Source organism: Clostridium ljungdahlii (assembly GCF_001636845.1).
In the GTDB taxonomy this organism is placed as follows: Bacteria; Bacillota; Clostridia; order Clostridiales; family Clostridiaceae; genus Clostridium_B; species Clostridium_B ljungdahlii_A.
The window spans coordinates 1-17,006 of the sequence record NZ_LITT01000016.1 but is presented as its reverse complement, the minus strand read 5'-3'; the positions used below and the strand labels follow the sequence as shown (position 1 = coordinate 17,006).

19 protein-coding genes are annotated in these 17,006 nt (G+C 30.9%); 5 read left to right on the top strand and 14 right to left on the bottom strand.

Annotation, left to right across the window (positions count from 1 at the left end; translation table 11 throughout):
* Positions 1–44: 44 nt before the first annotated feature.
* A complete protein-coding gene (locus WY13_RS08600) occupies positions 45–233 on the top strand; it encodes a hypothetical protein (RefSeq protein ID WP_063555286.1) in 189 nt (62 codons plus the stop codon).
* A 75-nt stretch (positions 234–308) separates the two neighbouring features.
* On the opposite strand, the gene WY13_RS08595 is transcribed toward WY13_RS08600, so the two are convergent.
* From WY13_RS08595 to WY13_RS08575, 5 genes are all read right to left on the bottom strand, one after another.
* A complete protein-coding gene (locus WY13_RS08595) occupies positions 309–878 on the bottom strand; it encodes a hypothetical protein (protein ID WP_242866399.1) in 570 nt (189 codons plus the stop codon).
* 184 nt (positions 879–1,062) lie between these two features.
* Entirely contained in the window at positions 1,063–1,320 is a 258-nt protein-coding gene (locus WY13_RS08590) for a hypothetical protein (protein WP_063555285.1), read from the bottom strand.
* A 100-nt stretch (positions 1,321–1,420) separates the two neighbouring features.
* Positions 1,421–2,590, bottom strand: coding sequence for an iron-containing alcohol dehydrogenase (locus tag WY13_RS08585; RefSeq protein ID WP_063555284.1), 1,170 nt, complete (start codon positions 2,588–2,590; stop codon positions 1,421–1,423).
* Positions 2,591–2,622: 32 nt separating this feature from the next.
* Positions 2,623–4,596 carry an FAD-dependent oxidoreductase gene (locus tag WY13_RS08580; RefSeq protein ID WP_063555283.1) on the bottom strand — a complete coding sequence of 658 codons (1,974 nt, stop codon included), beginning with the start codon at positions 4,594–4,596 and terminating at the stop codon, positions 2,623–2,625.
* 28 nt (positions 4,597–4,624) lie between these two features.
* Complete coding sequence (locus WY13_RS08575) at positions 4,625–5,794, bottom strand: MFS transporter (protein ID WP_063555282.1); 1,170 nt, start codon at positions 5,792–5,794, stop codon at positions 4,625–4,627.
* Positions 5,795–6,068: 274 nt separating this feature from the next.
* Here WY13_RS08575 and WY13_RS08570 point away from each other — a divergent pair, with 274 nt between their 5' ends.
* Entirely contained in the window at positions 6,069–7,631 is a 1,563-nt protein-coding gene (locus tag WY13_RS08570) for a PucR family transcriptional regulator (protein WP_063555281.1), read from the top strand.
* A gap of 70 nt (positions 7,632–7,701) precedes the next feature.
* On the opposite strand, the gene WY13_RS08565 is transcribed toward WY13_RS08570, so the two are convergent.
* Together WY13_RS08565 and WY13_RS08560 are read right to left on the bottom strand one after the other, a co-directional pair.
* Positions 7,702–8,331, bottom strand: coding sequence for a flavodoxin family protein (locus WY13_RS08565; RefSeq protein ID WP_063555280.1), 630 nt, complete (start codon positions 8,329–8,331; stop codon positions 7,702–7,704).
* Between the two features lie 246 nt (positions 8,332–8,577).
* Positions 8,578–9,159, bottom strand: a complete 582-nt coding sequence (locus WY13_RS08560) for a hypothetical protein (protein WP_063555279.1) — start codon at positions 9,157–9,159, stop codon at positions 8,578–8,580.
* Between the two features lie 260 nt (positions 9,160–9,419).
* Here WY13_RS08560 and WY13_RS08555 point away from each other — a divergent pair, with 260 nt between their 5' ends.
* Positions 9,420–9,626: a hypothetical protein gene (locus WY13_RS08555; protein ID WP_063555278.1), complete on the top strand. Its 207-nt coding sequence runs from the start codon at positions 9,420–9,422 to the stop codon at positions 9,624–9,626.
* Between the two features lie 104 nt (positions 9,627–9,730).
* On the opposite strand, the gene WY13_RS08550 is transcribed toward WY13_RS08555, so the two are convergent.
* Positions 9,731–10,543 (bottom strand): alpha/beta fold hydrolase, encoded by an 813-nt coding sequence (locus WY13_RS08550; RefSeq protein WP_063555277.1) that lies wholly within the window; start codon positions 10,541–10,543, stop codon positions 9,731–9,733.
* A 77-nt stretch (positions 10,544–10,620) separates the two neighbouring features.
* Positions 10,621–10,809, bottom strand: a complete 189-nt coding sequence (locus WY13_RS08545; RefSeq protein ID WP_063555276.1) for a hypothetical protein — start codon at positions 10,807–10,809, stop codon at positions 10,621–10,623.
* Positions 10,810–11,379: 570 nt separating this feature from the next.
* Between WY13_RS08545 and WY13_RS08540 the strand changes: the two genes are divergently transcribed.
* Positions 11,380–11,913 (top strand): amidase domain-containing protein, encoded by a 534-nt coding sequence (locus tag WY13_RS08540; protein ID WP_431602451.1) that lies wholly within the window; start codon positions 11,380–11,382, stop codon positions 11,911–11,913.
* A 201-nt stretch (positions 11,914–12,114) separates the two neighbouring features.
* On the opposite strand, the gene WY13_RS08535 is transcribed toward WY13_RS08540, so the two are convergent.
* Positions 12,115–12,552, bottom strand: coding sequence for a hypothetical protein (locus WY13_RS08535; RefSeq protein ID WP_063555274.1), 438 nt, complete (start codon positions 12,550–12,552; stop codon positions 12,115–12,117).
* Between the two features lie 128 nt (positions 12,553–12,680).
* Positions 12,681–12,959, bottom strand: coding sequence for a hypothetical protein (locus WY13_RS08530; RefSeq protein WP_063555273.1), 279 nt, complete (start codon positions 12,957–12,959; stop codon positions 12,681–12,683).
* 760 nt (positions 12,960–13,719) lie between these two features.
* Between WY13_RS08530 and WY13_RS08525 the strand changes: the two genes are divergently transcribed.
* Positions 13,720–13,941: a DUF6485 family protein gene (locus tag WY13_RS08525; protein ID WP_023162117.1), complete on the top strand. Its 222-nt coding sequence runs from the start codon at positions 13,720–13,722 to the stop codon at positions 13,939–13,941.
* 334 nt (positions 13,942–14,275) lie between these two features.
* On the opposite strand, the gene WY13_RS08520 is transcribed toward WY13_RS08525, so the two are convergent.
* From WY13_RS08520 to WY13_RS08510, 3 genes are all read right to left on the bottom strand, one after another.
* Positions 14,276–14,767 (bottom strand): DUF4829 domain-containing protein, encoded by a 492-nt coding sequence (locus WY13_RS08520; RefSeq protein ID WP_063555272.1) that lies wholly within the window; start codon positions 14,765–14,767, stop codon positions 14,276–14,278.
* 803 nt (positions 14,768–15,570) lie between these two features.
* On the bottom strand, positions 15,571–15,816 hold the full coding sequence (locus WY13_RS08515) for a type II toxin-antitoxin system prevent-host-death family antitoxin (protein ID WP_063555271.1): 246 nt from the start codon (positions 15,814–15,816) through the stop codon (positions 15,571–15,573).
* Positions 15,817–15,897: 81 nt separating this feature from the next.
* A complete protein-coding gene (locus WY13_RS08510; protein WP_063555270.1) occupies positions 15,898–16,677 on the bottom strand; it encodes a DNA adenine methylase in 780 nt (259 codons plus the stop codon).
* Positions 16,678–17,006: the final 329 nt, after the last annotated feature.

Here is a 17,006-nt window from a genome sequence, read left to right as displayed (position 1 = left end):
AATTTTTGTTTAAGTATAAAATTAATATAAGGAGGTGTATATTGATGGCAAACTTAGGTTCTCTAGGACAAAAATCAATAGAAAAAGATCATACTGTACAGCCACCAACTGAAGAATTAAATAAACTTAATGATAGGCCTGTACAGGAAGATGACATACCACCTGCATTATTAGTTGTGTTTGCAGTTATTCCTATGGCTATATTGCTTATATTATTTACGTTTTTTAATTAGCATCCAATATTTACGATTTAAATATCTGCATTATAAATTTTTCATTTTATAAAAAAGAGCGGTTAGCCGCTCTTTTTAAATTATCAATTCTTTAGCATATGGTAGAGTTTCAATCCATTTACAAAATTCTCTCCATTCTGGTAGCCTATGATTCCTTCTCTGGCTATATACACCCTTTAAACATCTATAATTAGTAGTTAATCTTGCAGTAAGTTCAAATCCTGCAGGATTAGAGTATAAAAGCTTTAAATAATCTTCTTTATCCTGAGTTTTATTGTATGTATTCTTTAATTCTTCTATTATATCAATAATTCTTTTGTCCACATATTCATTATACTGCTTGGATAAATCAAATTTCGATATTCTATGCATTGTACTCTGACTGCTTACGAAAGTAATAAATCTATATCTTTCCAATTCAACCCATGCCTTATTAGTAAATGTTAAATCAAAGGCAACACGTATTCCTGACAAAAATTGATCATGAGCTTCTCCTTTAGGTGATTTAGCCAAACTTTTAACTGTATTTGTAATATCAGAATTGCATTTATCTGTATCTACTGCCATAGGATATTTACTTGCTTTTATGCTTTCTTCTAGATCATATACTTTTAAATTTTCTATTTTCATTATTTTACCTTTCATCCTTCCTTAACTCATATATTCTATACTAAGTTTATCATCTTTTATTAGAACTAACCAGTAACTTTTTTCAAAAATGATAATTCTATATTCATAGATTATACTTTTATGGCAAAATATTAACAAATGGAAAATATATTGTAAAACATATTATGTATGACAAATAGAGTGGATACGTACATCCACTCTATTTTTTGGTGTTTTGCAATATAATATTACTTTTATCAATACGTTTTAATATATATTTTTTTAGCATTTCATAAAACGATATATCAGTATCATTATTTCTTTTATGTCCATTTCCATGTTCACTATTTAAATTTCTATGAAACTCATTATTAGATTTGATAATTGAATGTACTCGCATTTTATCACCCCTAATTATATATACGAAACGTACATCTATTTTTATGATATCCTTAAGTAAATTTTCTAACGAATTCAAATCTTTCCTACCTTAAAACAGTAAAAGAAAAACACCCGTTGAATCGAGTGTTTTTCTTTACTATACTATACTTGCAAAATCTAAAGGAAACGATGAGCTTTTATTGGTAGCCGTCATATAACGTTTCTAATGTCGTAATTACATCCTGTTCCATAATTGTTCCTCCAAATGACATACATAATGGTTCTTTATAAATCATTGGTTTTGCCGCTAATATCTGTTCCTTTGTAAATCCTTGCTCTTTAAAAGAAGGAATTTGTATTTCTTTGCACAACTTTCTAACTGCATTACCTACTGCTTTTCCAATTGCTTCTGGTTCTTCTGATGAAAAAGTAACTCCCATTATTTCTCCAATTTTTTTCATTTTCTCAGGATATGTTTTAGCGGCAAATTCTATAATGGCTGGAGTTACTAATGCACAGCATATACCATGAGAAATATGGTACATATGCCCCAAAGCATGTGCTGTTGAATGTCCCATATGCACTCCTGACTCATTAAATGCAATACCTGCAAAATTACTTGCCAAAGCTAGATTTTCTCTTGCTTGTACATTGTTTATATCTTTTACTGCAATTGGCAGCCATTTTGTTATTAGTCTAATAGCTTCGTAAGCTAGCAAATCAGAATGTGATGTATTTTTTCCTTCCGTTAATGCTTCGTTGGCATGTGAAAATGCGTCCATTCCTGTAAATGCTGTAATAAATGCCGGACATCCAACTGTAAGTTCTGGATCTACAATTGCATAATCAGGGGGACACGGAAGTCCAATCTTGCATTGCATTGTTTCCGAGGAAATAACTGATACAAAGGTACTCTCTGAACCTGTTCCTGAAGTTGTAGGAATTAATAGCATTGTAAGCGGCTTTACAGCATAATTCTTTTGACCGGTTAAATAAAGTACAATTTCCTGTAATACTTCATCACCATTTGGAATTACTGCTGCAATAGCTTTTGCACTGTCAAGCGTACTACCGCCGCCAACTCCTACAATACCATCAACTGCTTTTTCTCTACCTATAGCTGCTGCCGCTGCTACTGTATAATCCGGACAATCTGTTTCTACACCATCCCATATAACAACTTCCACATCCTCCTCTCTTATAATATTAGCTACTTTTTCTGCATAACCAATTTCTGAAATTTTCTTATCTGTTACTAATAATATTTTGTTCATACCCAATTCTTTTGTTTTTTTACCTACTTGCTGTAAAGTTCCATTTCCAAAAAGTACTGGTGATAGTTGTGTGTAAATTCCTGATTTTAACATTTATCATTTCCTCCTTTTTTAGCCTATTATTTTTATAATTCAAATGCTGCTTTATATCCGCTGCCAACAGCTGCCTCAATACGCCCTGCCTTTGCCGCATCGCCAAGCAATACAACCTTGTCAAATGCTTTCCTTATTTCTTCTACCAATTCTTTATTAGATGCTGTTCCCAAAGAAACTACTACTGCATCAAAATCAAAATTTTTAATTTCATTAGTATCTGTCGTTTCCACTGTCACAGTAGTTCCATCAATTTTTACCAATTTATTCTTTGGATATAGTTTAATTTCACGTTCTGCTATTCTTCCCATAACATCAATCAGGTTTTGAAAGAATATTCCCGGCCCTATTTCATCTGCCATTTCAAATACTGTTACCTTATTGCCTTGTGATCCCAACAATTCTGCAGTCTCAATTCCTGTCATGCCTGAACCAATAACACCAACCTTTTTACCTTTAAGTGTTATTTTTCCACTCAAAATATCTACTGGTGTATAAACCTTTTCTCCATCAAGTCCTGGAATAGATTTTGGCATTATAGGATTAGAGCCTTGTGCAACAAATACTGCATAGGGATTTAATGCTTTTATTTCATCTATTGTTGGTGCATGATTTGTTTTTACCTCGACACCAAGTTCATCCAATTGCCCTTTTTGGTAATCAATTAGCCATGCTGTTTTTTCTTTTTTAGGCGGCTTAGAAGCATATACAATTTGCCCACCAACCTTAGAATTCTTTTCAAAAACAATTGGCTTGAATTCACGTTTTGCTAATATGCGAGCTGCTTCCATTCCTGATGGTCCGGCACCAATAACTACAACTATATGTCCCTTACCATCTTTCTTCAAACAATGGTCCCCATACTGATTTTCTCTGCCTCCCTGATAATTAATTGCACATGCCATAGGTGCTGATCCCATATCTGCAGACATTAATGTTTCCATGCAATACAAGCAAGAGATACATTTTCTAATACTTTTTTCTTTTCCCTGTTGTGCTTTATTTCCCCATTCTGGGTCAGCAAAGAATTGTCTAGCTGATCCTATAAAATCTACTTTTTCTTCTTCAAGAACCTTCTCTGCAAATTCTGGCTCACGAATAACAGATACACCAATTACCGGGATAGAAACTGACTCTTTGATCTTAGCTGGAATATTAATTTTCCATCCTTGATCAAAACCAACTGGTTCCCAGGATGTATTCATTGTTTCATAAATACCACAGCTTACATCAAGTGCATCAACTCCTTGTGCCTCTAAATGCTTTGCAATCTTTACTCCTTCATCTAAATGTATTCCTAATTCCGGATATCCCGCATAACCCATACACTCATCTGCTGAGTATCTTACAATAATAGGATAATTTGATCCACACTCCTTACGAACTCCTGCAATAATTTCATCTAAAAATCTCATACGGTTTTCAAAACTTCCACCATATTCGTCCGTTCTTTTATTCGTATACGGGCTTAAAAATTGACCAATCATATAACCATGTGCTCCATGAAGTTCAACTGCGTCAATTCCGGCTTTCTGCAGCCTTTTAGCTCCCTGAATAAATCTATCGATTGTATCTCTAATTTCTTCTTTTGTCATCTCATGAGTTGGTTGATGAACCACCTGACATTCTGTAACACTAGGTGCTTGCATGGTTGTATTTCCATTAATTACTGCAATTCCCTGACGCCCTGGATGATAGATTTGAACAGCTACCACTGAGCCATATTTATGAATTTCATCTGCCATTCTTTTCAATCCCTCAATGTATTTATCATCATCTACTGCTATCTGCCTGCAATTTCCTTTTCCAATTTCTAAATTGATGCAAGCACACTCTGTGATTATAAGACCTACTCCACCTTTTGCTCGTTCTCCATAAAATGCTACATCTGATTCTGAAACACTTCCATCTGCTTCTGCCAAATGGTTACCCATTGCAGTCATAACTATTCTATTTCGCACAGTCATTGATCCAATATTTTTTGACGAAAATAATTTTTGATACATATCTTTTCTCCCTCCAAGTTGTATATTTTTAAATTACTTGCCTATTTTTTTTAACACCCCAAACCAACATCAGTATAGTTAAGGCAGCTGCCACAATTGCTCCTATGATAAAACACATAAAGTTTACACTGTGGCCGCCGCTAATTGATGCGGAAATTGGATTAATAATATATGGGCAACAAAATTGGCCAAAATTTTGTGCACAGGTCACAACTGAAATTGCCATACCTGCTGAAAATCCATCTACAGACATCCCTGTATTGATAAAAATACCAGGTAAAGCAGCAGAAACGGCCATACCAACAAGTATGCTGCCAATATGGCACACAATCATACTTCCAGCAAATGCTATGACTACATAAGCTATTGCCAGCATCAAACAGCCAACTGCAATTGCACAGTTTTTAGTCCTCTTTGCCAGGCTGCCATATAACAATCCCATAATAATACCGCCAATTGCAAAGAATGCTAACCCTAGTCCTGAATCTGCAGCAGTTCCAAGATTTTTTTCTGTTACAAGAAACGACAATGAAATGGAATATACTTGTACACTGATAAATAGGATAAACATGAATATAACCCATCCCCATGTAGCACTTGTAAGCTTTGTTTTTTGCACATCACCTGTTGTTGTCATTTTTTCCGGTTTTGTATTTGGTACCATAACTACTACTAAAATAAGTGATATGATTGCAAGTAAATGAACGAAAAATACATAATTCCATCTCACTTCTGTCAGCCACCCACCTGCAAAAACCATAATAGCTGCTCCTGCCATTTGGCTTGCTTGTAATGTCCCCTGTACTTTTTGTTGTTCAACTCCACTAAAATTATCAGCAACAATTGCAGTACTAACAACTTGACATATGCCTATACCAACACCAAGTATCCCTCTCATAACTAGAATAGTTGTGAAAGATGTCATAAATGCAGGTGCTGATCCTCCTATAAGGAAAATTATAATTCCTGCTAGTGCAATATTCTTTTTAGAAATCGTTTGCATAAGCTTGCCGACTACAATAGTTGTAGGTATAATTACAATGCATGGTATTGAAATTAGATTCTGAATCATCGTTTGTGACGCTTCAGGAAATTTAGCTCCTATTGTCGATAAAGAACTAGAAATGCCGATAACACCCATCATTAATAATCCAATGCCGTAAATTCCTAACTTAATTTTACTTTTTGCATTTTCCATAAATATTTCTCTCCTTTCATACAGTAGGGTTATTTCTTAAACTAATTTTATCACGTACCTACCTTTCAATGCATCGTCTAAAAGTGAAATTGTTAAATTATTATCATTAAATATATTGCATTTTATTTTTATAATTTATTGATAATCTATTACCTCTAATTTGCAATAAATTGCAACATACTTTATAATATCGCATGTTTAGACACCTATCATCTTGCTTGTTTACACTACTTACTATATAATTTAATAAAGACTATATTATGGAGGAATTATTATGGCAGTAAAAATTAGCAGCTTATTAGAATTTCTTTCAGAATTTAAACCAACTTCCGTATGTAAATGTTATCATGAGGTGCGTACTTTTCGTTTGTTAAATAACAATTTAAGTAACTTACATTCAGACTGTATATACATAGGTAAAGCTTCTCAACTAGCATCTGTTCAAACAACTGTACCAACAACATTTTTACTGATAAAGGATAGTGACACTTTTGCATACGATTCTTTAGCCCATAAATGTGACTATATTTACGTTGAACCTAGTACAAACCTTAATATGCTATTTAACTCAGTACAGGATTACTTTGATAATGCTATGTATGTATCTGAATGTGCTCTCAAAATTATGCAATTAAATAAGAATACTTCCACTTTGCAGGAAGTGCTTGATTTAGGCCTGGAGTTATTAGGGAATCCTCTCTTGTTGGTAGATGTTTCACTTTGTTTTATTGCTCATGCTGGCGGTAACACCGTTATTAATGAACCTTTATGGGAATGGACATTATCTAAAGGATATGTAACAGAAGAATATGTTAACTCTGTAATGATGGATGGATTAGCTGATGAAAGAACATATCCGCAAAAACCTCTTTTAATATGGGAAAAGGGTATTTTAAATCATGACCAATTAGTTTTTCGTATTTTATACAATAATACTCCTGTAGGATATCTTAAAACATTAGCATATAATAAGTCAATATCTGAAACTGATCAACAGATTATTACACTCATAGGAAATTGTCTTTGCCAATTTTTAACTAATAATCATGCAGAACAAGCTTCTTGTTCTCCCCTAATAGAATCATTTTTAACATCCCTATTAAATGAAAAATTATATGATCGTAATGCAATTAATGAGCGCATACACCAATTTAATTTGAAGTTATATGATAATTTGATATTGATAGTTATTGAACTAAAAAATGACCTTTTACAAGACAAAGACAAAGCTTTTCTATTTAAAAGAAAACTTCAAAACTTCCTGGGACGAGATAACATTGTATATTACGATAATCACCTTGTAGCTCTTTATGATTATAAATCAAATGAACCATTCACAGAATTTGAATGGACTAATTTTGAAAATTTATTAGATTCTTTTAATTGTCGTGCTGGTATTAGCTTGCTATTTAGCAATCTTTATTCATTGCCTGAATGTTACCGTTCTGCTTGTGAAGCACTGCATACCGGTTGGAAATTACATTTTTCTAAACCCATTATTAAATATTCAGATATTATTCTTCAACACGTTTTCTTGACTTATGCCAATCAAAAGGATTTGTCACCTTTGATTCATCCAGCTATAAAAACTTTGCAAGAGCTAGAATCAGACAAATACCACATGTTACTAGAAACTATAAAAGCATATATTACCAATAGGTTAGAAATTGTACCAACTGCTAAATCATTATTTACTCACTATAATACAATAAAATATAGACTTAATCGAATTGTAGAATTGACAGGACTAAACTTTACAGACTATCAGACTATATTTCAATTACAATTATCATTTCTTATTATGGACATGCTTGAGCAGCTAAAAAAAACTGATTAATAAATTTAGAATCTTCTAATGCAAAATAAGCACCCGTTTTAACCAGTGCTTATTTTGCATTATTCTTTATTCAGACTCCTAAAGACCCCAATAATTTTCCCATACTATTAGCTTGAAGGATTGTATCTTCCTGCTCTTCAAAACTAGGCGGAAGATGTTTCTTTTCGATTTTATCCAAAGGACCATGTTTCTTAACCACATTCCCTACACTACATTTGTGACCAAATCCACATGTGTAACATTGGGAATATCCATGAGCGGATATAGTACCAACTACTGACATCTTATTACCCATCATAGCTTTTTTTATAATCATATTGACTAAACCGGCTCCTTGCTCACTATAACTAGAACTAACTGCTATACCAATCTTGCCGGATAGACTAAAAACTCCTCTATGTCGAAAGCAAAAAGTTCTTTCCAAGCATGCATGACCAAGGGCATTTATAGTCCATCCATAATTAGGTGCACCAAAAACAATTGCATCTGCCATTAACATTTTTTCTGCTATTTCATTCCAGTCATCTTTAACTTTGCACTGATTATCGGCGGCGCAAAGTGTACATCCAACACAACCATTAATTCTCTTGCCTGATAATGAAATGTATTCATACTCTGAATTACTTGCTTCCAATATAGCTTTCACTGTCTTGCTGGTAATTCCATCTTTTCTGCCGCTTGCACTAATTCCCAAAATCATATTATCCATCCCCTTTACTTATATTTAGTGTATGTTACTATACTAAGTATTACCCTTATATGACTGTCACCTAGCTTATGGCAATAACATTATCTGTTATTTGTATTAAATAGTATTCTATATTGAATTAAAAATTCCTTTTCTAGAATTTATCTTTTGCAAAGAAATCATTACAGTTAATATACAAAAATAAAACCTAAAATAGCTTTTACACTACTCTAGATTTTATTTCTTATTGAACTCTGTTTATGATACATTACCTTCAGCTGCTGTATCAGCCTTTTGTACAGGAGTTACAGTATTCTGTATATTAGCTAGTTTTTGCTTCAATTTTTCATTTTCTTTTTGTACTTCAGCTAAATCTTGCTGAGCCTTTTGAATTTGTGCATTTTTTTCAGTTTCTGTAGGAATAGCATGTCCTAAGTCATTTACTGCCTCTTGGATAAAATCACTAATGAGCTTTCTTTGATTCATTGTAGGTTCCACATTAATTTCCTTAAGTGCAGCATATACCGTGTTCTGAGCTGCCTTAAATCTGTCTTCATCAGTTTTTAATATTCCTGAATGATATAGTTGTTCAGCTGCTTTTACACCTGCTTTTGCTTTCTGTTCTATCCAATCTATCAAACTTCCAGCAGGTTTTAGAGCAGGTAAAGTCTCTGAAATTTTTATAAGTGGTTCTGCTGCAGTTAAAACTTGTTCTGTTGTGCTTAATACCTTGTCTACATTAATATTCCTTTTCTTCAAATAAGGTGTTAACCCAAATATACCTCCGATTACACCAACTAATACTCCACCTATGGCTACAATATCATTTACGCTAATCATATCATTTTCCTCCACTTTAAATTTATCTTAGTTGTTCAATAATATGCTCTAAATATCTAACTTTGGATATACCAATGCCCCACTTTTAAAGTATTCATCAAACTTCTAATTTGTTCATTTAGGTTTTCTATTTTTAATACAAAAATGTCTGTAAAACACTCAATATAGCTTAGTGTGAATTCGATCAAAAATTTTAGTATTATATTTTCTATATTGTAAATAATATTAATCAAAGTAGATGATAAGGGAGGAATTGATATATGAATTCACAAGCAAGGAATAATATTCATAAAGTAAAAGAATCATTGAAAAGTGCTCAGCAAGGTTTGCAAATGGCTGCAGATGAAGTGGAAAATTCTAATATTAAAAATCAAATAAATACCCAGTTAAACCAAGTTTCTACTTGTCTTGACGAATGTGAAAAAATAGCTTCTGGATTAAGTCAGTACAAAAACTACCATTCATAGAAAACATTGCATAACACAAAATATTAAAGCCATCAATTTGTTAATAATTGGTGGCGCCTAATCAAAATCTACTAATTACAACATTTTAATAGAAATTTTAAATTCTATTCTTCGATAAATTTCATTAATTCTTCATTAAATTTATCTTTCTCATCATAAAATAATCCATGGCCACTATATTTAAATGGTATGAGTTTTGAATTTCTAATACATTTGTTTTGCACTTCTCCCAATTCAAAAGGTACAACCTTATCGTGAATTCCATGTAGTATTAATGTTGGAACACTTATTGAGGATAAATCATTAAACAGTTCTTCTCGTATCCATGTATTTGCTACTGCAATAGTTGACCAACTTGCTGCCTGTAATCCCAAACTTAAGAACCAATCAGCAAAAGGTTTAGTTATATGCTGAAAAAAGAATATATCACCAAAATCACTTAACATTTTAGGTCTGTCATTATATGTTTGACTAATAATACTAGTTACAGTTTTCTTATCAAGTCCATATGGAAAATTGGGACGTTTAATAAGACTAGGAGCTGCTGCTGCAAAGTTCAAAAGTTTTGATACGCCATATTCTTTATACCTTGACATATACCTAACAGCAATGGCTCCTCCTGTAGAATGACCTGCTAACATAAAATTTTTCAACTTTAAAGCTTCCACCACTTTTCTAACATCATCCGCCAGTGTATTATAATCATAACCTATAAATGGTCTATCAGATTTACCAAATCCTCTTTGATCTATGCCAATACATCTATATCCATGTTTAGGAAGTACATTAAATTGATATTCAAATAAATTATGATTTCCAGGCCAACCATGTAAAAACACTATGGTTTTATTTCCATTAGGATTAATATCCTCCACATAAATTTTCACCCAAGGTTCCACTTCAACATAATAGCCCACTAAAATTCCTCCGATATTTAATATTTACCCCTACATATTATTCGAACAAATATAATCTTGTGAGCATCTAGTTTAACTTAATATAAACTTTCTATTACTTTTTTCGCATTTTCCATTTTTTCATATGTATTTTCTAATATATGTTTTTCTAGCATTTCATAAAACAACATACCCATCCCATTATTTCTTTTATGTCTATTTTCATATTCACTATTTAAATTCCTACAAAATTCATTATTAGATTTGATAATTGGATATACTCTCATTTTATCACCCCTAATTATATATTCGAAACAGATTTAACTTGATTTACCATTTAAAAACACTATTTACACTTTTACTTACTTTTAATAAACCAACGTGTTGAAAGTATTATCGCTAAATATAGCAATTTCAATGCTTAAATTTACTTGTATTTGTTAATTCTTGTAATTATTATTGTAATAAATATAATTATATGCTGCTTCTTATTGAATAAGTTCTTTTTAATGTAAGACGATTTAACAAAAATTTAAATTGCATTAGTATTACAGTATAAAAAAGGATGAAATTCATTGAACAATTCAACTCTACTTTTACTATATGCAGAATAGGTATCCTAGATGACGGATGCCTATTCTACAAATAATTGGGGATCTAATTTTATATACTTTCTTGTGGCAGTTGCACTTAAGTTTAAAAATCTTCCATATACTAATTCCATGAGTTAATATTATCATATTTTTTAAATATTTCGTACTAAAATATCCTTGGACATATCCTAAACTCTTAACGTCTTAGTATGCAAAAAATATTCTATTGCTACATAAAATATAATTATAAATAATTTTATGGAGATTAATATGAACTCATTTAGACAAAATCAATATTTCAGGGCTGATGCTGTAAAATACGCCATTATATATGCGCTTAAACCTAACCCTGCTTATAGATATTTTCCTCTAACAAATAATAACACTAGTGGTGATTGTGCTAATTTTGTTTCTCAATGTTTACACGCCGGTGGTGCACCTATGAATTATAGTACTAGAAACCCTTGGTGGTATAGACATAGTGACATAAATATAAATAGAGATACTTGGTTTATATCTTGGGCAGTAGCAAATTCTCTTTACTGGTACTTGAAAATAAATCAGGCATCACACTTGCCCGGTGCTAAAGGTTTAGAAGTTCAAAATGTTTCTTTGCTTAAACCAGGCGATCTTATATTTTTTGAAGATAACAAAGGCTTTATTTTCCATTCTACAATAGTTACATCACTCTTACACAATAAGCCACTAATATCTCATCATTCTTTTGAGGCTTTGAACATACCCTACCAAAGTTCATGGCCAGCATATAAAATGCATTTTTTGAAAATAAGCATTTAAAGTATAGCTACAAAAAGGGAGGCCCAGCCTCCCTTAAATTATTATTTCATTTTTATTTTTTGAATATCCCGTAAATAATATAAGAATAAGCACCAGCTTTAACCAGTGCTTATTTTTATTTATATAAGATATAATCATACTTTGTATTTCCCTGCTCCTTTAAGTTTCTTTCTAAATTAAAACTATTGTTTGACAGGTCACTTACTTTTTCCACGGCAAATTCAACCTTCCATAAAACACCGATTTACAAACATAAAAACCTCTTATAGTATTACAGAATATTTTAATTATAAGTGCAATAGATACTACTATAATTCCTATAAGAACCATATTAAATAGTATCCAACTTACATCTAATAAACTAAAACTGAAAAGTAATACAATATGGTTTACTGAGCTTATCAAAAGCATTTTAATATTTAATCTTGTCTCCTTTATAATAAGGTTTATACACAAAATTGATAAAACAATTACAATTGTTTTTAGTTGAAATGTCAATATAAATATTCCCATACCATTTTCAGGGTCATACCAAGGTGACCATTTAAAGTTCGTGGTTGTTATTAATATTTGAGCAACAATTAAAAGCATATCTAACACACCAGCTAACGAAATTAACATAAGCTTTGCTATTTTCATTTTGCACCCCCATAAAATCTTCCATATACCAATTACGTAGGTTAATATTATCATATTTTTGAAATATTTCATACTAAAAAAGAGTCCTGAATTTCTCCAAAACTCTCAATCTATTTCAACCAATAAAATTATTCTAATCCTTTAGCTAAAACCTTTATCATTCCTTTAATAAATTTTTGAGTAACTACTTTATTTTTTACTGCTTCATAAAATAATTCAACCCACTGCTCTTCTGGTAAATCTAGTGGTCTAGGAATAAACATGGGTTTCTCACCTTCATACTTCCACCATGAAAACCTTAATTCTTCTGCTCCTGTTTCCCTTATTAGTATTCTTTCAACCTTAGCAATTTCATTATCAGCTATATGTATTTGAGCTTCACTTATAAGATCCTTATACTTTGACATAAAAGTACACCTCCTATAAAAATTATACTAACTGTTCCTAAATAATACTAATACCATATAACTTAAATAAACTAAAATATTAATAAAACTTCCTACAAACAATATATAACTAAGTCCCTGATTCTTAATATTTTCATTTTTATTACGCAAAATAGGCACCCTAGATGACGGATGCCTATTCTACAATAATAATTGGGGATCTAATTTTATATACTTTCTTGTGGCAGTTGCACTTAAGTTTAACGTGCCCTGCAACTACAGACACGAGGAGGATAACTACCTTCACTTTTCTTTCATATATGTAAATGCATTATTTTCATTTTCGCTAAGGCTATTTCCTTAGGACACTTATAAGTATATACGGTATTTGTTACGATTTAATGTCATACAAGTAAATTATTTATTTATTTTTTGAATATCATGTAAATAATATAAGAATAAGCTCTGGCTTTAACTAGTGCTTATCTTTGTTTAATCATGTTTTCATCTACCATCTGCGTAAAAGCATCGATTTGCAAACTTATTGATAAAAATATTACATTGCTGTGAGAATCAAAATTCATTTAGATAATTTCATTGTATAATAACCACTTTATAATATTATAGTTAGTATTTATACATCTGATATAGTATTTTAAATACCTTTTATGAAAAAAAGGTAACAACTTATTGTTATATAATTGAGTAATCATTTATAATTTATTATACTTTTCTTTGATACTTAACTAATTCGTGCTGCTCATTTAAGGAGGAACTTTTTATGGCTAATACTGATTTTTGTACATGTAAAAATTATAGTTGTAAGTTTAACCCACGTAATCATGACCAAGGTTGTAATCTCTGTATTAAAATTTGTCTAAATGATGGTGCACTCCCATCATGTTTTTTTAGGGCTGTTTCTGAAGAACTAAGGGATGTAACAGTAATCGATGACTCATCATATGAAGCTTTTGCAAAACTTGTTCTCAATAACAAGAAATAATTAATACCATTAGTTATTCAATATAAATTTTTATTTAGCACGAATTAGAAGTTTTTTAATAGTATAATATATTCTTTACTTAAGTTTTGGGAAAACAAACTTAAGTTGAAGTATAAATCCAGCTATTTTTCCAGAATAAAAGACACTTATTATTAAAAAGCAGCTTTAGAATTTTCAACTGATGATTTCAAAAGTTCCAAATTTCTTACGCCACTTGTCCCTCTAACAGCCTTTATTAACCTATCATTAAGTTTTAAAATTTACTAATAGTAATATAATTTTCTCTATTTAGATCTATTTCCATATTACCATCAGCTCTTGATTCTACATAAAATTAAGGCTGGCCTTGTGAATCTATAAGCCAAGGTGAATTTTTATCTTTTCTAACTACGAAGAACCATGATGTATTTTTCCCATTGTCTTCAGCTGTAATAGCATCTTCTTTGTATTTTACATCATAGTCAACTTTATATACTTTTACATTTTCTTTCTTGACACCATTAATACTTCCTCTACCATTAGATAGATACCCCTCTTTAAAGACAGGATTCGTTTCTTCGTTAACAGAAATAAGCTTAATATATTCACGAACATCAAATCCCCATTCCACATTTGGCGCCTTCTGCCATTCAGTTATTGTTGTAAACAAAGCCTTTTTATTCTTCTCATTAAGATACTTAAAATAATTTTCCACTACTTGCTTAGGTTGCAATAACTGCTGTGACTCTGATGCTTGTTTTTGCGAACTAGTCTGTTGTGTTTTTGTTATAGAACAACCTGTAAGCATAATAAACAAAGATAAGATTACCAATACTACCTTTTTCATTTTACACCCCCATAAAATCTTTCATATACCAATCCTATGAGTTAATATTATCATATTTTCGAAATATTTCGTACTAAAAAGGTTATAAGAGTCACAGTAAAAACTTATATGTTCTAAATAAATTGCCAGCTACCTTTATTTATGCCACTATATAGTGAAGCAATCCAGAATACAAAATAGACACCCTAAATAATAGGTGCCTATTTTGTATTAGAATGCTTTAAAGGAAATCAATTAATATACTATCTTGTGATGGTTGCATTTAAATTTTACGTGCCCTGCAACCGCAGACACAGACAGGATATTAATTTACTTTTGTGCCCTACATATGAATAAACTATTATCATTAAAACAATTCTTTACGTCGTTTCAAGTATATAAATGATTTGTTACAATTTGATGTCATATAAGTAAATTAATTCTTAATATTTTAAAGATTTTGTAAACTACATAAAAATAGAAATGGCTCAGCCATTGTAGTTGAGCCATTCTTTCATCTTTGGTAGTCCCTAGGAGAATCGAACTCCTAATTTTATTTTTAATATATTACAATTATATATGATTTTCTGCAAGCCCCTGATTATAAAGGCTTTCTATCTATAATAAAATATTGTTATATGTATCAATCTAAAACTATGGTGTAAATATGATTTGTTTCTAAGACAAAGTCACACCACTGTTTTTAAGTAACCTTTATTCTTATTTAGATTACCAAAATAAAAGGCACTTATTATTAAAAAGTACCTTTTTCATGACTTTTTATTCAATTAACTACATTCTCTTGCTCTATCTTACTATATACTTCATCTATTTGCTAATTCCTTAAACGCCTCTATATTGTCATCTAAAATTTTATCAGCAATTTTATCAAGGGTTTGATCCTCAGATGATGCCTCTTTACTAAATTTATCAAAATTCAAAATAACATATCTAGGTTTATTATTTTTCATTATAACAACTGATTTATCTTCATCAACTATTTTTGCTACCTTGGAAAAATTCTTATTCGCTTCTGATATTGAAATCATTTTATTTGTATTAACAAGCATTTGAGTCCCTCCTCAACTATAATATATTTATATTATAACGCAAATAGGATAAATTTATCCTATTTTATGAAATTTAATTTTTTAATAGTTTCTAATAATCAGTTCACTATATTTATGCTCTTTACCTTCATATTTACCTTCATATTTACCTTCATATTTTCCTACAAGATTATGGTTTCTTTGGACTTCGTCTATATTAAAATTTTTGTATAGATCTCTTATAAATTCACAGTCATTATATGAAAGAATAAAATTCCCTTTCACATTCTTAAGACAATCACACAATCTTACATGATCATCTTCTGAGAACTTATTCTGATAATATCTTTCAGTACCATAGTATGGAGGATCCAGATATATAAGGGCACCTTCTTTGTCATATACCTTGATTAAATCTTGGAAATCTTTGTTCTCTATAATTACTCCTATGAGTCTTTCTTGAATATCTGTAAGATATTTAGCTGCTACATTAATATCCTTTTTAACACATACATAAGATTTATGGTCACTTCCATAGCTTGTCTTAATTAGCATAAAAAATCGTGCTGCCCTTTGTATATCTGTCATTCCCCTAGTGTTGTATTGGCTTACAAAGTCATAAAACAATTCTCTTGAATTAAGCATAAACGAAAGCTCTCTTTGCAATTCTCCACAATGAAATTTCACGCATCTAAATAAATTTACCAAGTCACCATTTACGTCATTGTATACTTCCATATTAGCTTGTTTGTCTTTTGAGAATAGAACCCATACTGCTCCTCCAAATACCTCTATGTATCTATTAAATTTTTCAGAAAATCTTTTAACTATCTCTTTTCTTAAAAGTTTCTTTCCATCTATCCAACCTATAAAACTATTCATATAGTACCTCCTATATTCCAGACAATACTATTACATGCGAACGTATGTTTGCTTTCAAAATAGAGCATGCATAACGGGACTGTCGCACTAAAAAAATTAGTGTGACAGTTTTTTGTATAAAAAAATAAATCTCTCACTCGGAAGAGTGAAAGATTTATGGTAAAATTAATATATGACAAAACACATTAATTTACATAAAAATTATACTTCAAATCGTGGAAATTATCAATTAAAACTTCCACTAAATATTGAGTACATGATTCCAGATGATGATTCGGTGCGTTTGCTAAGTCAATTTATTGAGGAGATGGATTTAACAGATTTATATT

Coding starts and splice junctions, on each gene's coding strand:
- WY13_RS08600 (WP_063555286.1), top strand. CDS start 45: ATGGCAAACTTAGGTTCTCTAGGACAAAAATCAATAGAAAAAGATCAT.
- WY13_RS08595 (WP_242866399.1), bottom strand. CDS start 878: ATGAAAGGTAAAATAATGAAAATAGAAAATTTAAAAGTATATGATCTA.
- WY13_RS08585 (WP_063555284.1), bottom strand. CDS start 2,590: ATGTTAAAATCAGGAATTTACACACAACTATCACCAGTACTTTTTGGA.
- WY13_RS08580 (WP_063555283.1), bottom strand. CDS start 4,596: ATGTATCAAAAATTATTTTCGTCAAAAAATATTGGATCAATGACTGTG.
- WY13_RS08575 (WP_063555282.1), bottom strand. CDS start 5,794: ATGGAAAATGCAAAAAGTAAAATTAAGTTAGGAATTTACGGCATTGGA.
- WY13_RS08570 (WP_063555281.1), top strand. CDS start 6,069: ATGGCAGTAAAAATTAGCAGCTTATTAGAATTTCTTTCAGAATTTAAA.
- WY13_RS08565 (WP_063555280.1), bottom strand. CDS start 8,331: ATGATTTTGGGAATTAGTGCAAGCGGCAGAAAAGATGGAATTACCAGC.
- WY13_RS08560 (WP_063555279.1), bottom strand. CDS start 9,159: ATGATTAGCGTAAATGATATTGTAGCCATAGGTGGAGTATTAGTTGGT.
- WY13_RS08555 (WP_063555278.1), top strand. CDS start 9,420: ATGAATTCACAAGCAAGGAATAATATTCATAAAGTAAAAGAATCATTG.
- WY13_RS08545 (WP_063555276.1), bottom strand. CDS start 10,809: ATGAGAGTATATCCAATTATCAAATCTAATAATGAATTTTGTAGGAAT.
- WY13_RS08535 (WP_063555274.1), bottom strand. CDS start 12,552: ATGAAAATAGCAAAGCTTATGTTAATTTCGTTAGCTGGTGTGTTAGAT.
- WY13_RS08530 (WP_063555273.1), bottom strand. CDS start 12,959: ATGTCAAAGTATAAGGATCTTATAAGTGAAGCTCAAATACATATAGCT.
- WY13_RS08525 (WP_023162117.1), top strand. CDS start 13,720: ATGGCTAATACTGATTTTTGTACATGTAAAAATTATAGTTGTAAGTTT.
- WY13_RS08520 (WP_063555272.1), bottom strand. CDS start 14,767: ATGAAAAAGGTAGTATTGGTAATCTTATCTTTGTTTATTATGCTTACA.
- WY13_RS08515 (WP_063555271.1), bottom strand. CDS start 15,816: ATGCTTGTTAATACAAATAAAATGATTTCAATATCAGAAGCGAATAAG.
- WY13_RS08510 (WP_063555270.1), bottom strand. CDS start 16,677: ATGAATAGTTTTATAGGTTGGATAGATGGAAAGAAACTTTTAAGAAAA.